This is a genomic window from Nocardia flavorosea NBRC 108225 (genome assembly GCF_001613385.1).
GTDB classification, from domain to species: Bacteria; Actinomycetota; Actinomycetes; order Mycobacteriales; family Mycobacteriaceae; genus Nocardia; species Nocardia flavorosea.
Map to the genome: position 1 here is coordinate 1 of NZ_BDCG01000026.1, position 12,977 is coordinate 12,977.

Below are 12,977 nucleotides of genomic sequence, written 5' to 3' on the forward strand. Positions count from 1 at the left end.
TACATGACCATCCAAACCGACACCTGCACCTGCTACGGCGGAGACCAGTACCACGGCCACGAACCGCACTGCGGTTTGGAGCCCGCCGGCAACTACATGACCGACTTCCACCCGGCGATCCTGTGGGACTTCACGCAGGCAGGAGCAGCGTCATGACCGATATCCGCCCGCTCGACTGGACCGACAACCTGCACGGCGATCATTCACTCTCGGTCGGCTTGTATCAGGCCACCGTGTACGAGATGGGCGAGCACACGGATTGGGTCGTCTTCTACTGCACGGAGCCGATCTCGTCCGGGCACGCCTTCACCCCGGAGCGCGCGAAAGCCGACGCCGAGGACGCCATAACCAACCACCAAATGGGAGCAGCGGCATGAGCGCGACACCCGCCTGGGCGACAGTAGGCGCCCGCGTACAACGAACCCACGCAATCGGGTTCAGCCGCAGCAGTTGGGACACCACTATCGAACGAATCACCCCAACCGGCCAGGTGGTCACCTCCGATGGAGAGCGCTTCACCCCGCAGTCCCTGTTCAACGGCAGGGATGGCAATCGCTGGTACCGCAAGTACGACGCGAAGCGAAAAGCGACCGTCACCCTTCGCCCGCTTCCCTACCCTGACAAGGACTGATCATGCCCCGCACGGTCGACCACATTGTTGCCACACACCAGCTCGCCGCCGAACGCCGCAAAGCCGGCAAACCGATCTGGGACGAAACCATCGACGTCTCCCGCGTCTGGAATGACGACGACCTCAGCTTCGAGGAGAAGCGGGACGCGATCGTAGCCCAGTTCAAGCGGTCCCGCTGGTTCCGCGACGACGACGAGTTCGGGCGCGTCCGGGAAATCGTCGACGAGGAAATTGCTTACGCAGAGGATGTCGACGAGTTCGACGGCTGGTGGGACGAACTGTACGACCTCGCCGACTACGACCGCATCTGGATCAAGACCGTCTAGGAGACACGATGACCACCCCACCGGGCCTGGAATGGCTCACCGTCGGCGCCACCGTCGCCTACGTGCACAACCGCCGGGACTCGATGATCTACGAAGCCGTAGTCCAGAAGGTCGGCAAACGCGATGTCGTTGTCACCGTCAACGATCGCGAAGAGAAGTTCAATATCAACAAGACCACCGAGATCGACGGCACCCGTTGGCTTGATCGCTGGATCAGCGGCACATGGGGTTACAGCACCAGCCTCGGGCCACTGGATAGCGACCATGCGCGGAAGCTGCGCGAGGGGAAGACGCGAACTGAGGCAATCACCCGTGCGCACAGCCTGGCCGACGATTTCACCCGCCGCCGTGACGTCGACACCGCGAAGAAGTTGCGGGACGCGCTTGACGTGTTCCTGGAACTCCACGACACCGAGAAGGACTGAACCGATGGAACTGCAAGCAACCATCACAGGTGGTCTCGAATGCGCGCTCTGTGTTCACGGTGCGCCCGGTGGCAGTCGCACCGCCGTGACGATCACGTCCGGGTATGCGCTGTGCGAGGAACACAAGTGGGAGTTCGCCGACGTAGTGGAGGCCCGTGCGAACGAGTTGTACGCCGAGCAGCAGGAACGCGACCGGGAGCGCAAACGCCGCTGGGGTGAATTGTGACCGTGTACGTGGACGACGCGGCGATCTCCGCGACCGTCGGGCGGCACACCAGCCGCTGGTCGCACCTGTTCGCCGACACCCAAGACGAACTGCATGCGTTCGCCGCGCGGCTCGGTTTGCGGCGTGACTGGTTCCAGCCCGCACCGAGCTACGCGAAACCGGGCTCCCCGGCCACTGAGATGTGGCATTACGACGTGACCGCCGCGAAACGTGCGCAAGCGATCAGGCTCGGCGCGCAACCAGTGACCGCGCGGGAAGGGCTCGACATCATCCGGGCGCGGGTTGGGTTGCCTGCGCGGGAGACGAAGTCATGACCACCCCGGAGCCTGAGCGCCCGGACCTGACCGCGTGGCGGCGCCGGCAAGCACTAGGCGAGTCGAACGCCGCGCAACCGGTGCCGTCCGGGAAGACCTATCAGCGCAAGGCGAAACACCCGAAAGAACAGGACCGAGATGAGTAACCGCAAACAGTTCGACGCCGACACCGAGCATCCGTGGGCGAAACAGTGGCGCATCCCCCGCGTGCACAGTTCGCACCCGCGCCAGCAGTACGAGGTCGCGGTGTGCGTCCCGGACCCCGACGACCACACCAACCTGTGGGACTACCGCGAACCACCCGAGGACGCGGCCCGCATCATCGGCTCATACATCGACTACCGCCGCAGCTACTACAACGACGGCTGGCAGCGTCGAATGCTCGCCCGACCATTCGACATCGACGACAGCACGAACACCGTCATCCTCGCGCTCACCCCGCACGGCTGGAAGTACCGGCGGATGACGCACCGGCATGGACTGTGGCCGTTTTACGACGACCCGCGGCAAGACGACTTCCCGCCGACGGCCGCTGGACTGGTCGCGCTGCTGGATCACATCTGCGAGTACGGGCGGGACTGGCCGGGCTGGAAAGCGGAGCACCCGGAAGCTTTCGATCCCGCGAAACATCCTGCCGCCTGACTGCGATCAACAGTCAGCGCGCACCACTTTCACACCACCTGGAGCATCTAATGAGCGACCACATCGAGCGCGAGACCGCTGAACACTGGGTGCGCGACGACCTTGAACGAGTCTGCTGGATATTCGGGCACAGCGAAGACACCGCGGCCTGGGTTGCGGACACATTCGCGCCACTCGCCAGCCAGATCCTCGCCCGTCAGGTACAGACCGAGATCGGACACATGGAGGCCGCGGCATGAGCAAGCCCCTGCTGTACATCGACGTTGATGGGCCACTCAACCCATTCGACGCGAAACCGCACCGCCGGCCCGCCGGGTACGAAACGCACCGGCTCACCCCGAAAGCGTGGCTGGAGCGGCATGAAGGGACACCCGCGCATCGTGTGAAGCCGTTGCGGGTGATCCTGAACCCGTCGCATGGGCCGAAACTCCTCAACCTGGCCGACCGGTTCGACCTCATGTGGGCCACAACCTGGGAACACGACGCGAACGAGATGATCGGGCCGCGGATCGGTCTCCCGGAGCTGCCTGTCGTGGAGTGGGTGCGGCCCTATGGTTTCGGGCCGATGGGTGCGTTTTGGAAGACCGCGCAGTTGATCGAGCACGCCGACGGCCGCCCGTTCGCTTGGTTGGATGACGATATCCACAAGACGGACCGGGAGTACGTCGACTACAAGCATTTCGCGCCCGCCCTGCTGCACCAGGTGCATCCTGCGGTCGGTCTCCGCGATGACGACTTCATGGCGCTTGCGGATTGGGTGGCGAATCTCGGGCAAGCCGCCGCCTAACCCGCTGGAAAGAATCAAGCGCGACTGCACGATATTTTGCCGGAAGATCCTACGTTTAAATCCTTCACAACCGGGTAGCAGGCCGGTAAACTGCTCGCTGAGGCTTGAACCGTAAAGCAACCGGTTCGCCCCGATCTCTCCCCCTTGTTCTCCCCGTGCCCCACCCAATCACGTGGTGGCGCGGCAATCAACCCTGCCCGAAACCAGTGCAGACCCTTCCAGTAGAAAGAATCCAGTCCCACCATGAGAATGCGCAAACTCGCCGCAACTATCGCTATTGCGGCCGGGATCACCGGTATCGGCACCCTCCCCGCACACGCCGAACCCACACCGGTCGTCACAGCCCCCGGTGAACAGATGATTTGGATCGCGTCAACCGAAGAAAACAACGCCGCCATGCAAGCCTGGTCCACCAAAGTTGGAGTCGCCACCACAGGCGGTGCACTCACCGGAACCGCCATCGGATTCGCAGTCGGATGCATCGCCGGCGGATTCGTATCCGGCGCAACCGGAGTCGGGATCGTGTTCGTGCCCGTCGCATGCCTCACCGCCGGAGTAGCAGGCGCCAGCATCGGTGGTGTCCTCGGCACGTTGGCGGTTGGTGGACCGACCGCTGTCATTGCAGGCGTCGAAATGGTGCAGGTGCTGTTGGCGCCCGCAAACGCCACCGTCACCACCAAGTAATTCGAATCCCCCCAAACCTCGTTAGGAACATCAGATCTGATGAACAAGAAGACCGCTTTCGCTATCCTCGCCGCCCTCACACTGTCCGCTACCGGTGCAGGTTGGGTTACCGAAGCCCACGCAGACCTCCCCGCCACCGGGTCATTCGGTGTCCCCGGTGAAATCCCTGTCGACTCCGGCTCCGCAGAAGCACTCACCACCGGATCCACAGGCACCACCGGCAACACCGCAGGCTCAGGTTCCGCACTGGTCCCCGCCGACACCCTCATGCACGCCCGACTCGCCCTCGCCGGCGCTGACCGGCCTGATGCCGTCCAGCTCGCGCACGACGTGTGCGGCATCCTCCGCGACCAGCCGAACCTGCTCGGTCGGCAGGCGGCACGTGACCACCTCGCCAACAATGGTGTGCCCGCAGGATTTCAGGAAGGGTGGACGCTCGGCACTGCTGCGGACCTGTACTGCCCGGACATGGTGAGCGTTCTTAGATGATCCTCACCCGCGAGGCTATAGCGAATATCAACGAGTTTTATCGGCTCGCGGACGAGGCAGACCGGGCCTACATGGAGAACCGCACCAGCGACGAAGTGACCCTCCGGCAGCAGGCGTGGGAAGTGCGGAACAAGATCACCGCTCTCGAACTCCACGCCTACCTCCAAGCTGACCTGTACCCGCCCCACATTGCGGGCCGCGAAAACCATGACGCGCAGGTCGCCGTCTACTACTCCACACTCGGCCGCTGCCAGCGCCGAACCACACCAGCCATCAACCCGCAGGGGGACAAGTGAACTACCCGACTCAGCCGTACCCGTCGCAGCCGCCGAAGAAGAAACGCGTGTGGCCATGGTTCGTCATCCCCGCCATCATCCTGCTCTGCGGGTTCGGTGGGTGCGCGACCATACTCGCCAACTCCGATAAAGCCGCCGAATCGTTCCAGGAAGGGGCCGAGGCCGGGTTCCGTGGCGCCGCAAGCGAAGGCTCTGATATCGCGCCGGCGGGTTCGGCGGTGCGTGACGGGAAGTTCGAATTCCAGGTCACCAAAGTGGAGCAGGGTGAGGCCGCGGTGAGCTGGAATAGCCTGGTCGATCGTGAAGCGCAGGGCGTGTATGTTCTCGTGCACGTCACAGTGACGAACATCAGCGACCAGGCCCAATACTATTTCGGGCAGAACCAAACCCTGATCGACGAGCAGGGCCGTGAGTTCACCAACGACTCCATCGCGGAATCGTATGTGAAGGACCCCGGTGCGGGTGTCGGTGAAATCAACCCCGGCCTGAAGTTCGATACCGTGCTCGTGTTCGATGTTCCCGCGGATGCTGTTCCGACGGCGATCGAGTTCCATGATTCGGCGTTCTCGGGTGGCGTGCAGGTCGCGTTGCAGTAGGTCGAGACGACACAGTGAGGAAGGCGTCCCAGGTGGGGCGCCTTTTCTCATACCCTGATACGATTCGCACATGCGTTCGATTCCGTGGGTAGTGGACGGTCGAGTCGTCGAACCCGGCCGCCTCTACCCCGTACCCGGCGGAATGGCTGAACCCGCGCCCGTCCGATGCCACCAAGGACACCCGTTCGGGCCGAACAACGGCACCACCGGATGGGAACCCTGCCAGTGCGGCGGACACCGCACACACACCTGCGCAATCTGCAAAGACATCGTGCAATGGCCTGAACACGGCCCCGAATGCGTCGACGGAACATTCGACGGACGCGGCACCCACCACAATCAATCCGGCGGATAGTCGCCCACCCGCACCCGCCGCAACGGCAGCACCGCATCATCCGGGGACTCCACCAGCATCCCCAACTCTCGATCCGGTAGCGGGCCATGCCCAGGATCCGCCGGCACCACCGCGCCCGTGAACGGCAGCCGTCGGCCGAGCCACCGCCAACCATCCGGGTCACGAGCCCACAAGTCGCCCTGCACGTCCCAATACAGTCCCTCCTCCTGCGGGACATACACGACGGTCAGTCCTCGATGCCCGCGTAGTTCGCGAGCGCCCGCAACCCGTCATGCGCGCGCCGCTGCTGGGACGCTGCCGCCCGGATCGTGTTCTTCACCGTCGACGACGCCCGGAAATGCTGCGGCGCCAACACCCGCGACGTATACAGCTCTTCGATCGCCTCATCCGGCTTCCGGTTCAACAGGTGCGCGCGCGCAACATCCAAATGGAAATAGGTTTGCCGTTCCGCGGCGATACCGTCCGAGAACACCACCGTGCCCGCAGTTTTCAACGCCTTACCCGGCTGCATCAAATCCACCTCGGCCGCAATCTGATGCAGTTTCACATTCGTCGGCCCCACCTGCGTCTCGTACACCACCCGGTCACCGACCTGGGCAGCGACTTTCGCAGCCTCGGCCAAATGCTGTTGGGACGTGGATGCGTCGGCGAGTGTCGCCGCGATCGTCCCCGCCCGCATATGCAGGGCCGTCCACACTGCGGCAGCGTCCCGATCGGCTTGAATCAACGGCTCGACGTCGATCATCGTTTTGTCGAGCAGTTTCAACGCTTGCTTGCCGGCGCCGATCCGCGCCAATGCCGCCGCCCGCAGGTAGTGGCTGGTCGCGACCAGTAGCGGATCCCCCGACCGGTCAGCAGCCCACTCCATACGGTCCATCGCTGTCAAGGAGAGGTCGGAGTAGCCGAGTTTGTGGGCGAGGGTGTTCCCCGCCCGGTACGTGTCGGCGAGCAGCGCGTATGCGGTTTCTCCGTGCTCGCGGCCCGCGGTGAGTAGCTGGTCAACCAAATCGGGGAGTGTGGCGCCGATTTTGTCGTATTTGGTGGCGCGCCGCCATTCCCCCAACTGCACCACTTGTTGGCGTAGCTGGTCGATGGGGAGGGGTTCGAGGTCGTCGTCTACCAGGTCGGTTGATGCGAGGGCACGCCGGATCGTCGGCACCAACTGGTGTAGCTGGTCGGGGTCTTCTTGCGGGCCGGACAGGCGGGCCGAGTCGACGCCCAACGCTTGCGCGACCTGGGCGAGCCACACGGTGGATGCGCTCGTGTCGCCTGATTCGACTCGGGCGAGGTAGGTTCTTCCGACGTGCGCTTTCTGCGCAAGCTGGTGTTGTGTCAGCCCGCGGGTTTTGCGTATCTGGGCGATCCTCGCGCCGACCGCCTCATCCTCGATCATGCCGTCAACGGTAGCAGCAAATGAGAGAACAAACAGAGAACAATCAACGGTTCACGGGCTCGTAACGTCAAGGTCGGTCGCCCGGTGGCATGTGTCGACTCGATGAATTGTCGAGCTACTACTACCACTCGTCGCAGAGCGCCGGGCGACCCCCTCAAACCGAACCGAACCCACGCGAGGTAACCCGATGCGTCGAGAGCTACCCACCCCCACCGGCACCCCCACGAACCGGGCTATGGCTGCCACACTCCAGATCTGGCAGTCCGGGAAACAGTGGATCGACGACGACTTACGGATCCTGTCGCGTCTCGCTGACGGGTTACGCGCCTTGCACCCGTACCCGTCCGGGCATTGCCTTTTCACGGACCCGATCCGCGGGTATGCGCATGCGCACCATGTGATGGATCAGCATCGAGGGCATGGTTGCCCACGCTGGGATATGGCGGTCTCGTACGCGTCGGTGGCGGTAGTCCCATGACCGACACCGAGACTGACACCGGGGTCGCCGCCGCAGCCTTCACCCGCGAGCCTGTCGGAGCAGACCCCACCCGGCCATCCCTCGCACGCGTACGCAACCGGTTACTCGGCGGGAAAGACCACTACGGCCCCGACATTCTCGCCGCGGAAGCGTTAGAGGCCGCCGCACCAGGCCAGACCGCAGCAGCGCGCCGGTCGCGTGAATTCCAGCAGCGCGCCCTGCGATACCTGGCAGGCACGGTCGGGATCAAACAGTTCCTTGACCTCGGCGCCGGACTGCCCAGTCCCGTGAGGGTTCCTCAATCCCATGAGGTCCTGCACCTCGAAGTTAAGGCGCAATCGGCGCGGCCCACCGTTGTGTATGTCGATAATGATCCGGTGTGTGTCGCGCACGGGAAAGCGTTGATGGAGGCCAACCCGCAAACCCATTACGTTTGGGGCGATATCACGAATCCCGGATTATTGTATGAGCCGCAAGTGCTCACGTACCTCGACCTGGACCAGCCTGTCGGAATCCTGCTGTGTGACGTTCTGCCGCATTTCGGGGGTGATCTCGATCCCGGCGAGGTTATGCGCGGCTGGATAGGCGCCCTGCCGCCCGGATCGTACGTTGCTCTCACCCACTTCTATGACCCTGGTGACGGCGAGTCATTGCATGCGTGGGCTACCCAATGCGAGCGGCAGTATCGGCTGCATGTCGGGTCGGGGTGGTTCCGGTCACGTGAGGTGATCGAAGGGTTTTTCGACGGCCTGGAGTTGGTGGCGCCTGGTTTGGTGGAGCCGGATGAGTGGTGGCCGTATGGTCCGCCGGTGCGGTTCAAGTCGGTGGCGGAGCGGTTGTTGTTGGCGGGTGTCGGGTGGAAGCCGGGTGTGCCGCCTAGGTTTTGAGCAGAAATGAGAGCCGCCCCCAACCAAGTCGAGCCTGGTTGGGGGCGGTTCCACGATTCGGGCAATCGTCTGACGACCGCTTGATGGTTGTCGTGAGTGAGGTTAGCGGGGGTGCGTGTCGGGTCGTGAATCGGGGGCGCTGGCCACTATTCGTTGTACAGCAGGTAAGCGATGGTCAATTCGTCGTCCGGTTCGTACTCACACTCGACCGCTTCGCCGTCATCGTCCACCACAGCAATCCAAGTGCCGCGCTGTGTGCGATACGCGCCCGTGATCAGTAAGTTGTCGGAACTCAGCTTATCGCCGATCATCCCGCCGGGCCGCTGCAACCTGGCGCGGGGCGCGACGCTCAACAGATCCGCCGCTTTGATGGTCTCCTGCCGCATTCCGATGGGCATGCCATTCGGCCCTGAAGGGGGCGGGAAAGGATTGATCGTCATATCAGCACCCTATTCGCCTGATTGTCACATGATAAGTACAGTTTCCCCGCGGCCTGCCACGAACTCCCGCACAGGGATCCCCGCAGCACGCGCCCGACGCATACAATCCCTGGTTCCGGACCAGCCGTCACCAAGAGGGAAGCCGACACACAAGTCCGCGCCGAGGTCGACCATCTCCTGATTCCGGTAGCTCCCCGCAGCAGGACACCAGGGGCGCCCGTTCGCGTGCTTCCGAGGCGGGTGCGCGCATTCCGGCCGGCAGTGAGCCCAATCGGCCGGGTGGGGTTCATCCAGTAGTTTGCCGCTCACCCAGATATCGCGGGCGATCGTGTCGGCTCCGCGCGCGGCACCGTGCACGAGCACGATCGGGCCGGGCTGCAACTGCTTCCACGCTTTCCGCAGCGCGTCACGCACAAGGTCGTGGTCGGTTAAATCCCGTGATCCAGTCACGAGGAGACGCTTCACAAGTCGGTTATACGCTGGGCCACTGACGTTTCCCTTGGACTAGGCCCTCCAACTTGAGCAAATCCACGGCCTTGTTCACATACCGGTCACGCATGGCAGGTTCAGCGTCGTTCCAGTCCGGCCACGCGGGCGGCTGGTGTGCGTCGTAGAACTCGTAGCAGGCGCGCGCCAACTCATCGAGCCGAGCATCTTCCGCGCCGACGCGGACTATCTCAACCGCCAGATCACGAACCTGCTTCCCGTGCTCCTGCATGCGGACCCGCCAAGCGCCCAGATCCTCACTCACTGCTGCTCCTCCGGGTAGATGTCTGTGAGCGCGCGAATGGTCGGGCACGGCCACGGGTGCGCACCCAGGTCGTACGGGTCACCGTCCCAACACCGGGTGCAGTAGCCGTGGTCGTTTTGGTGGTCCGCGCGGATCGCCTGCAACGCCTGGGCGAGTGGCCTGGCCCGTTCCGCAGTCGACCACATAGCCGCCCACACTTCGTCTTCGCTCACCTCATGGAAGGTCACGCCGCCTCCTCGTCGAGGTCGATACCGAGTTCCGCCGACGCCGCCCATGCAGTGGTGCAGATACCGAAATCGTCCAGGGATGCAGCCCACCCGTCTGGGCCCTTCACCCATGGCGGGATCCAAAACCGGTTCTTCCGCTTCCTCGCCCGATACTTCATCGACGGGAAGTAGTCGGGGGTGCGCGGGATCTGACCGCTACTCACGCCGCACCGTCCTCGTTGTGGAGGATGGTTCCGGGCTCACCGAACTTCCCGACCGGCACCACCGACTCCACCCGCTCGAACACGCGTGGTTTCTCGGCGGCCTTCCGCAGGTTCGGCGCCTCAACCGGGGCGTCCAACTCGTCGGGCGGGTACTGGGACAACTCCCAATCGCCGACACCAGTCAACTCGAACGTCCACTCACCACCATCGGATGCGATGTGCTTATCGCCTGCAACTGGATCCGGCGGGAACCCGAAATGTCTGGTAGCCCAGGCGGGACGCATCATCCGATACCAGCCGACCGGATGCATAGCGGGGTCGTCCCCTTCCGGATGATCGGGTCCGTACAGCAGTCGCCGTAACTCCCCGATATGCGGTGTCAGTGTCGGCCACACAGCGCCGTCGATCACGCCCATAGCATCTAGCAGGCGCCTGGTCGCGGCTTCCAGTTCCCACAGGCTGTTGAGTGCCTTGGTTTCTTCCGCGTCCGCCATGCTCCACTCGAACCGGGCATCATCACGTTCCCGCTCCAACTGCTGGAATGCCTTCTCGAACCAGCGGATCCGCTGCTTCAGCTTCTTCTTACTAGCCATCGGCCGCGTCCTTCGTCTTCTCGTACACCGTGAACCCGCACACACAGTCGACGGTCAGGGCCTCCACGGTCGCTGTACCCGGCGACATGGAAAACACTCGATACCTGCGTTGAAGGGGCAGTGTGTGTCCGCACTTCGGGCAGTTCACGGACGAGCTACCGGCCGGTAGCGCGGCGTACCAGTCGTGCAGGTCGGCATCGTTTGATTTGAGGACTTCGATGCGACGGGCGGCTGCCTCAAAGTCAATAACCCGCCCCGCCGGCTGCTTCCGTTTGAACAGGTTCACGATTCGTCCTCGTAGATAAGCCAGTTGTTGTATCCGTCCGACCCCCACCACAAGCCACGACGGCCAGGCCGTTCGGGTGTCCACGTCAGTTCGTCGGCGTCGAACGTGGAGTTCTTGTGACTGTTTTCCTGCGCGTACACCTTCGCCGCATCAACTGACTCGAACTCGCCGGGCTCAGGCTGACCACGCCACTTCAGGCGGAACGTCACGCCGATTCCCCATGCATCCAGTCCAAGGCGGCCTCGTGGCCGTCGAAGTCCCGCAGCACAGGCCAACCCTCAACCGGATCATCATCACCCCAGTGCACGCCGAACGCCGCCGACACACCCGACCCCCACGTGTCCGCCTCAACCAGCACCGCAGACCTGCCAGGGATACGGATCACCTGCCAGTAGGTGGTGTCCTTCACCCGATGCGCGACCTGGACGAGCTTCCACGCCAGCCAATACCGGGCGCCATGCTCACGTATAACGCCCACGTTGTATTTCACGCTGCCTCCTGGCTGCATTCGCAAGAATCGTGCCCCGCGTACTTGCACGGGAAACACCAGTACTGGTCCGCGAGGTCATGGAGTTCGGCGAGCGCGCCGCAATGGCAGCGTTTCCACGGCAACGGCGTCGCAGGGTAACGCGACCAAACCCACGGCAGCCGCGTCACAATCGCCCACAAGTCACGGATCACGCCGCGGACTCCCATTTGCCGCCCAGCATCCGATACTCGATCGGCACCCCGAGGTCGGCGGCCCGGTCGATACCGCGCTGCATGCCATTGCTGACACCGAGATCGGTGTACACGACCACCGCGTGCGCGACCTCAGCCCACGCCCAACCCGCAGCCAAGCCGAGTTCGCGTTCCCCGAACACCTCATCGCGCAGCACACCATCCTGCGTGTACAGCAGATGCGATGCTATCGGGCTCTCGTTCCGCAGCAGGCAGTGCCTCACGCAGGCGCGCGCATACCGCAGATTCCGTTCGATATCGCCAGCGAACGGCGACTCCAACACCACCAGCCGCATCAGTAGCTCACCCACGTTTCGACGTTCTTAGACGCCTCGTAATGGAATGTCTCGATCGCGTTCTGGGCCGCAACACAGTAGTGGTCTGTCGCATCCAGGCTGAGTTTCGACCACTTCGGCAACTCCGGATCCCCCAACCGCAACCGCTTATACATCACCTTCGCCGCGGACACGATGACCGGTGACCAATCCGTGGTACGGAACTTCCCCGTCGCATCAGTCATGGCAGCACGTAGCCCTTCGGGCCGTCCTTGGAAGTAACCTGCACATCGACCACCGGAACACACCCCCGACCCACAGGGCCGAACCCAGCTTCGTGGTAGTTGACCCGCTGGCGCGACCCCAGCACGACGGCGTAACCGACGCTCGTGCGGGCGACCACAACCCCCCTGCTTCCGGGCTCGTCGTCACCCGTGAGCACAGGAGCGTCTCTATGCAGCCATACCCGGCCGTCGTGGTCGAACGAAAGGTCATCCAAGCTCGCCAGCCCGAACTCACCCTCTTCCATCATTCCGACGGTGAGGTTCCGGAGTTCGCGGGGAAGAACGGCCTGCTTGATTTCGCTGCTCATACAACAATTCTCCGAACCCCGTCAAACCACGAAACCGCGCGATGTTCGGTTAATTGGGCCTCTCCGTGTCCCACGGAATCGGGCAATTAACCGAACATCTACTCGGCCGGCTCCTGCCAGGCACCCACAAACCGGGTACGCCGACGCATGCCACGACCGATGTAGCGGCCTTCCTGCGCGACTGGCAGGAACCCAGCCGCGGCGAGAGCGTCAACAGCCTGTTCGGCCCGCCATGGTTCTCCCCGCTTCCAGCCCTCGAATTCCGCCCGCTCTATCAACTCGATAGCCTCCGCGCGGATCTCCTCGGCGTCCATCAGCCTGCCTCCACCTCGAACACATCCAGGCGCGCCTGCAACCGCTT

Annotated in this window: 31 protein-coding genes; 16 read left to right on the top strand and 15 right to left on the bottom strand. The window is 63.5% G+C overall.

Translation table 11 applies throughout. The features are described from left to right. The first annotated feature begins 152 nt into the window (after window positions 1-152). From NFL01S_RS31530 to NFL01S_RS31585, 14 genes are all read left to right on the top strand, one after another. A complete protein-coding gene (locus NFL01S_RS31530) occupies window positions 153-377 on the top strand; it encodes a hypothetical protein (RefSeq protein ID WP_062979982.1) in 225 nt (74 codons plus the stop codon). Beyond that, window positions 374-631, top strand: a complete 258-nt coding sequence (locus tag NFL01S_RS35960; protein WP_157117217.1) for a hypothetical protein — start codon at window positions 374-376, stop codon at window positions 629-631. Before NFL01S_RS31530 ends, NFL01S_RS35960 begins: the two co-directional genes overlap by 4 nt. A gap of 2 nt (window positions 632-633) precedes the next feature. After that, complete coding sequence (locus NFL01S_RS31535; protein WP_062979983.1) at window positions 634-957, top strand: hypothetical protein; 324 nt, start codon at window positions 634-636, stop codon at window positions 955-957. Window positions 958-965: 8 nt separating this feature from the next. Further along, on the top strand, window positions 966-1,382 hold the full coding sequence (locus NFL01S_RS31540) for a hypothetical protein (RefSeq protein WP_062979984.1): 417 nt from the start codon (window positions 966-968) through the stop codon (window positions 1,380-1,382). Window positions 1,383-1,386: 4 nt separating this feature from the next. Beyond that, window positions 1,387-1,608, top strand: coding sequence for a hypothetical protein (locus tag NFL01S_RS31545; protein WP_062979985.1), 222 nt, complete (start codon window positions 1,387-1,389; stop codon window positions 1,606-1,608). Continuing rightward, window positions 1,605-1,922, top strand: a complete 318-nt coding sequence (locus NFL01S_RS31550) for a DUF4031 domain-containing protein (protein WP_062979986.1) — start codon at window positions 1,605-1,607, stop codon at window positions 1,920-1,922. The genes NFL01S_RS31545 and NFL01S_RS31550 overlap by 4 nt, the downstream gene beginning before the upstream one ends. After that, on the top strand, window positions 1,919-2,068 hold the full coding sequence (locus NFL01S_RS36235) for a hypothetical protein (protein WP_168433967.1): 150 nt from the start codon (window positions 1,919-1,921) through the stop codon (window positions 2,066-2,068). Before NFL01S_RS31550 ends, NFL01S_RS36235 begins: the two co-directional genes overlap by 4 nt. Then, complete coding sequence (locus NFL01S_RS31555) at window positions 2,061-2,564, top strand: hypothetical protein (protein ID WP_062979987.1); 504 nt, start codon at window positions 2,061-2,063, stop codon at window positions 2,562-2,564. The genes NFL01S_RS36235 and NFL01S_RS31555 overlap by 8 nt, the downstream gene beginning before the upstream one ends. A gap of 50 nt (window positions 2,565-2,614) precedes the next feature. Beyond that, window positions 2,615-2,803, top strand: coding sequence for a hypothetical protein (locus NFL01S_RS31560; protein WP_062979988.1), 189 nt, complete (start codon window positions 2,615-2,617; stop codon window positions 2,801-2,803). After that, entirely contained in the window at window positions 2,800-3,351 is a 552-nt protein-coding gene (locus NFL01S_RS31565) for an HAD domain-containing protein (protein WP_062979989.1), read from the top strand. The genes NFL01S_RS31560 and NFL01S_RS31565 overlap by 4 nt, the downstream gene beginning before the upstream one ends. Before the next feature lie 243 nt (window positions 3,352-3,594). Then, complete coding sequence (locus tag NFL01S_RS31570; RefSeq protein WP_157117219.1) at window positions 3,595-4,035, top strand: hypothetical protein; 441 nt, start codon at window positions 3,595-3,597, stop codon at window positions 4,033-4,035. A 39-nt stretch (window positions 4,036-4,074) separates the two neighbouring features. Continuing rightward, window positions 4,075-4,524, top strand: a complete 450-nt coding sequence (locus NFL01S_RS31575; RefSeq protein ID WP_062979991.1) for a DUF732 domain-containing protein — start codon at window positions 4,075-4,077, stop codon at window positions 4,522-4,524. After that, window positions 4,521-4,820 carry a hypothetical protein gene (locus tag NFL01S_RS31580; protein WP_062979992.1) on the top strand — a complete coding sequence of 100 codons (300 nt, stop codon included), beginning with the start codon at window positions 4,521-4,523 and terminating at the stop codon, window positions 4,818-4,820. The genes NFL01S_RS31575 and NFL01S_RS31580 overlap by 4 nt, the downstream gene beginning before the upstream one ends. Then, window positions 4,817-5,416 (top strand): DUF4352 domain-containing protein, encoded by a 600-nt coding sequence (locus NFL01S_RS31585; protein WP_063916111.1) that lies wholly within the window; start codon window positions 4,817-4,819, stop codon window positions 5,414-5,416. The genes NFL01S_RS31580 and NFL01S_RS31585 overlap by 4 nt, the downstream gene beginning before the upstream one ends. Window positions 5,417-5,755: 339 nt before the next feature. On the opposite strand, the gene NFL01S_RS31590 is transcribed toward NFL01S_RS31585, so the two are convergent. Together NFL01S_RS31590 and NFL01S_RS31595 are read right to left on the bottom strand one after the other, a co-directional pair. Further along, window positions 5,756-5,992: a hypothetical protein gene (locus NFL01S_RS31590; protein WP_062979993.1), complete on the bottom strand. Its 237-nt coding sequence runs from the start codon at window positions 5,990-5,992 to the stop codon at window positions 5,756-5,758. Between the two features lie 5 nt (window positions 5,993-5,997). Beyond that, entirely contained in the window at window positions 5,998-7,164 is a 1,167-nt protein-coding gene (locus NFL01S_RS31595; protein WP_062979994.1) for a helix-turn-helix domain-containing protein, read from the bottom strand. Between the two features lie 235 nt (window positions 7,165-7,399). On the opposite strand from NFL01S_RS31595, the gene NFL01S_RS31600 reads away from it, so the two are divergent. Next, window positions 7,400-7,642: a hypothetical protein gene (locus NFL01S_RS31600; protein WP_157117221.1), complete on the top strand. Its 243-nt coding sequence runs from the start codon at window positions 7,400-7,402 to the stop codon at window positions 7,640-7,642. Further along, the gene (locus NFL01S_RS31605; protein ID WP_062979996.1) at window positions 7,639-8,529 is read left to right on the top strand and encodes an SAM-dependent methyltransferase; all 891 of its coding nucleotides are present in this window, start codon (window positions 7,639-7,641) and stop codon (window positions 8,527-8,529) included. Before NFL01S_RS31600 ends, NFL01S_RS31605 begins: the two co-directional genes overlap by 4 nt. Before the next feature lie 146 nt (window positions 8,530-8,675). Here the strand turns inward: NFL01S_RS31605 and NFL01S_RS31610 are convergent, their stop codons facing one another. The 13 genes from NFL01S_RS31610 to NFL01S_RS31670 all read right to left on the bottom strand — a co-directional run bounded on the left by NFL01S_RS31610 (window position 8,676) and on the right by NFL01S_RS31670 (window position 12,930). After that, window positions 8,676-8,969 (bottom strand): hypothetical protein, encoded by a 294-nt coding sequence (locus tag NFL01S_RS31610; protein WP_157117223.1) that lies wholly within the window; start codon window positions 8,967-8,969, stop codon window positions 8,676-8,678. Between the two features lie 24 nt (window positions 8,970-8,993). After that, on the bottom strand, window positions 8,994-9,434 hold the full coding sequence (locus tag NFL01S_RS31615) for an SLOG family protein (protein ID WP_062979998.1): 441 nt from the start codon (window positions 9,432-9,434) through the stop codon (window positions 8,994-8,996). Window positions 9,435-9,441: 7 nt separating this feature from the next. Then, the gene (locus tag NFL01S_RS31620; protein WP_062979999.1) at window positions 9,442-9,720 is read right to left on the bottom strand and encodes a hypothetical protein; all 279 of its coding nucleotides are present in this window, start codon (window positions 9,718-9,720) and stop codon (window positions 9,442-9,444) included. Next, window positions 9,717-9,947 carry a hypothetical protein gene (locus NFL01S_RS31625; RefSeq protein WP_062980000.1) on the bottom strand — a complete coding sequence of 77 codons (231 nt, stop codon included), beginning with the start codon at window positions 9,945-9,947 and terminating at the stop codon, window positions 9,717-9,719. The genes NFL01S_RS31620 and NFL01S_RS31625 overlap by 4 nt, the downstream gene beginning before the upstream one ends. Continuing rightward, complete coding sequence (locus NFL01S_RS35965; protein ID WP_157117225.1) at window positions 9,944-10,150, bottom strand: hypothetical protein; 207 nt, start codon at window positions 10,148-10,150, stop codon at window positions 9,944-9,946. The genes NFL01S_RS31625 and NFL01S_RS35965 overlap by 4 nt, the downstream gene beginning before the upstream one ends. Beyond that, window positions 10,147-10,743, bottom strand: a complete 597-nt coding sequence (locus NFL01S_RS31630) for a hypothetical protein (protein ID WP_062980001.1) — start codon at window positions 10,741-10,743, stop codon at window positions 10,147-10,149. Before NFL01S_RS31630 ends, NFL01S_RS35965 begins: the two co-directional genes overlap by 4 nt. Then, on the bottom strand, window positions 10,736-11,029 hold the full coding sequence (locus tag NFL01S_RS31635) for a hypothetical protein (RefSeq protein ID WP_062980002.1): 294 nt from the start codon (window positions 11,027-11,029) through the stop codon (window positions 10,736-10,738). Before NFL01S_RS31635 ends, NFL01S_RS31630 begins: the two co-directional genes overlap by 8 nt. Beyond that, on the bottom strand, window positions 11,026-11,238 hold the full coding sequence (locus tag NFL01S_RS31640) for a hypothetical protein (protein WP_062980003.1): 213 nt from the start codon (window positions 11,236-11,238) through the stop codon (window positions 11,026-11,028). The genes NFL01S_RS31635 and NFL01S_RS31640 overlap by 4 nt, the downstream gene beginning before the upstream one ends. Then, the gene (locus NFL01S_RS31645; RefSeq protein ID WP_062980004.1) at window positions 11,235-11,519 is read right to left on the bottom strand and encodes a hypothetical protein; all 285 of its coding nucleotides are present in this window, start codon (window positions 11,517-11,519) and stop codon (window positions 11,235-11,237) included. The genes NFL01S_RS31640 and NFL01S_RS31645 overlap by 4 nt, the downstream gene beginning before the upstream one ends. Window positions 11,520-11,706: 187 nt before the next feature. Next, a complete protein-coding gene (locus NFL01S_RS31655) occupies window positions 11,707-12,060 on the bottom strand; it encodes a DUF7768 domain-containing protein (RefSeq protein ID WP_210745239.1) in 354 nt (117 codons plus the stop codon). Beyond that, on the bottom strand, window positions 12,045-12,269 hold the full coding sequence (locus NFL01S_RS31660; RefSeq protein ID WP_062980007.1) for a hypothetical protein: 225 nt from the start codon (window positions 12,267-12,269) through the stop codon (window positions 12,045-12,047). Before NFL01S_RS31660 ends, NFL01S_RS31655 begins: the two co-directional genes overlap by 16 nt. Continuing rightward, entirely contained in the window at window positions 12,266-12,616 is a 351-nt protein-coding gene (locus NFL01S_RS31665; protein WP_062980008.1) for a hypothetical protein, read from the bottom strand. Before NFL01S_RS31665 ends, NFL01S_RS31660 begins: the two co-directional genes overlap by 4 nt. 98 nt (window positions 12,617-12,714) lie before the next feature. Continuing rightward, window positions 12,715-12,930, bottom strand: coding sequence for a hypothetical protein (locus NFL01S_RS31670; RefSeq protein ID WP_062980009.1), 216 nt, complete (start codon window positions 12,928-12,930; stop codon window positions 12,715-12,717). Window positions 12,931-12,977: the final 47 nt, after the last annotated feature.

What these genes read in the sequence shown, in the direction of transcription:
- NFL01S_RS31530 (WP_062979982.1), top strand. Translation starts at nt 153, where the DNA reads ATGACCGATATCCGCCCGCTCGACTGGACCGACAACCTGCACGGCGAT.
- NFL01S_RS35960 (WP_157117217.1), top strand. Translation starts at nt 374, where the DNA reads ATGAGCGCGACACCCGCCTGGGCGACAGTAGGCGCCCGCGTACAACGA.
- NFL01S_RS31535 (WP_062979983.1), top strand. Translation starts at nt 634, where the DNA reads ATGCCCCGCACGGTCGACCACATTGTTGCCACACACCAGCTCGCCGCC.
- NFL01S_RS31540 (WP_062979984.1), top strand. Translation starts at nt 966, where the DNA reads ATGACCACCCCACCGGGCCTGGAATGGCTCACCGTCGGCGCCACCGTC.
- NFL01S_RS31545 (WP_062979985.1), top strand. Translation starts at nt 1,387, where the DNA reads ATGGAACTGCAAGCAACCATCACAGGTGGTCTCGAATGCGCGCTCTGT.
- NFL01S_RS36235 (WP_168433967.1), top strand. Translation starts at nt 1,919, where the DNA reads ATGACCACCCCGGAGCCTGAGCGCCCGGACCTGACCGCGTGGCGGCGC.
- NFL01S_RS31555 (WP_062979987.1), top strand. Translation starts at nt 2,061, where the DNA reads ATGAGTAACCGCAAACAGTTCGACGCCGACACCGAGCATCCGTGGGCG.
- NFL01S_RS31560 (WP_062979988.1), top strand. Translation starts at nt 2,615, where the DNA reads ATGAGCGACCACATCGAGCGCGAGACCGCTGAACACTGGGTGCGCGAC.
- NFL01S_RS31565 (WP_062979989.1), top strand. Translation starts at nt 2,800, where the DNA reads ATGAGCAAGCCCCTGCTGTACATCGACGTTGATGGGCCACTCAACCCA.
- NFL01S_RS31570 (WP_157117219.1), top strand. Translation starts at nt 3,595, where the DNA reads ATGAGAATGCGCAAACTCGCCGCAACTATCGCTATTGCGGCCGGGATC.
- NFL01S_RS31575 (WP_062979991.1), top strand. Translation starts at nt 4,075, where the DNA reads ATGAACAAGAAGACCGCTTTCGCTATCCTCGCCGCCCTCACACTGTCC.
- NFL01S_RS31580 (WP_062979992.1), top strand. Translation starts at nt 4,521, where the DNA reads ATGATCCTCACCCGCGAGGCTATAGCGAATATCAACGAGTTTTATCGG.
- NFL01S_RS31595 (WP_062979994.1), bottom strand. Translation starts at nt 7,164, where the DNA reads ATGATCGAGGATGAGGCGGTCGGCGCGAGGATCGCCCAGATACGCAAA.
- NFL01S_RS31600 (WP_157117221.1), top strand. Translation starts at nt 7,400, where the DNA reads ATGGCTGCCACACTCCAGATCTGGCAGTCCGGGAAACAGTGGATCGAC.
- NFL01S_RS31605 (WP_062979996.1), top strand. Translation starts at nt 7,639, where the DNA reads ATGACCGACACCGAGACTGACACCGGGGTCGCCGCCGCAGCCTTCACC.
- NFL01S_RS31610 (WP_157117223.1), bottom strand. Translation starts at nt 8,969, where the DNA reads ATGACGATCAATCCTTTCCCGCCCCCTTCAGGGCCGAATGGCATGCCC.
- NFL01S_RS31630 (WP_062980001.1), bottom strand. Translation starts at nt 10,743, where the DNA reads ATGGCTAGTAAGAAGAAGCTGAAGCAGCGGATCCGCTGGTTCGAGAAG.
- NFL01S_RS31660 (WP_062980007.1), bottom strand. Translation starts at nt 12,269, where the DNA reads ATGACTGATGCGACGGGGAAGTTCCGTACCACGGATTGGTCACCGGTC.
- NFL01S_RS31665 (WP_062980008.1), bottom strand. Translation starts at nt 12,616, where the DNA reads ATGAGCAGCGAAATCAAGCAGGCCGTTCTTCCCCGCGAACTCCGGAAC.
- NFL01S_RS31670 (WP_062980009.1), bottom strand. Translation starts at nt 12,930, where the DNA reads ATGGACGCCGAGGAGATCCGCGCGGAGGCTATCGAGTTGATAGAGCGG.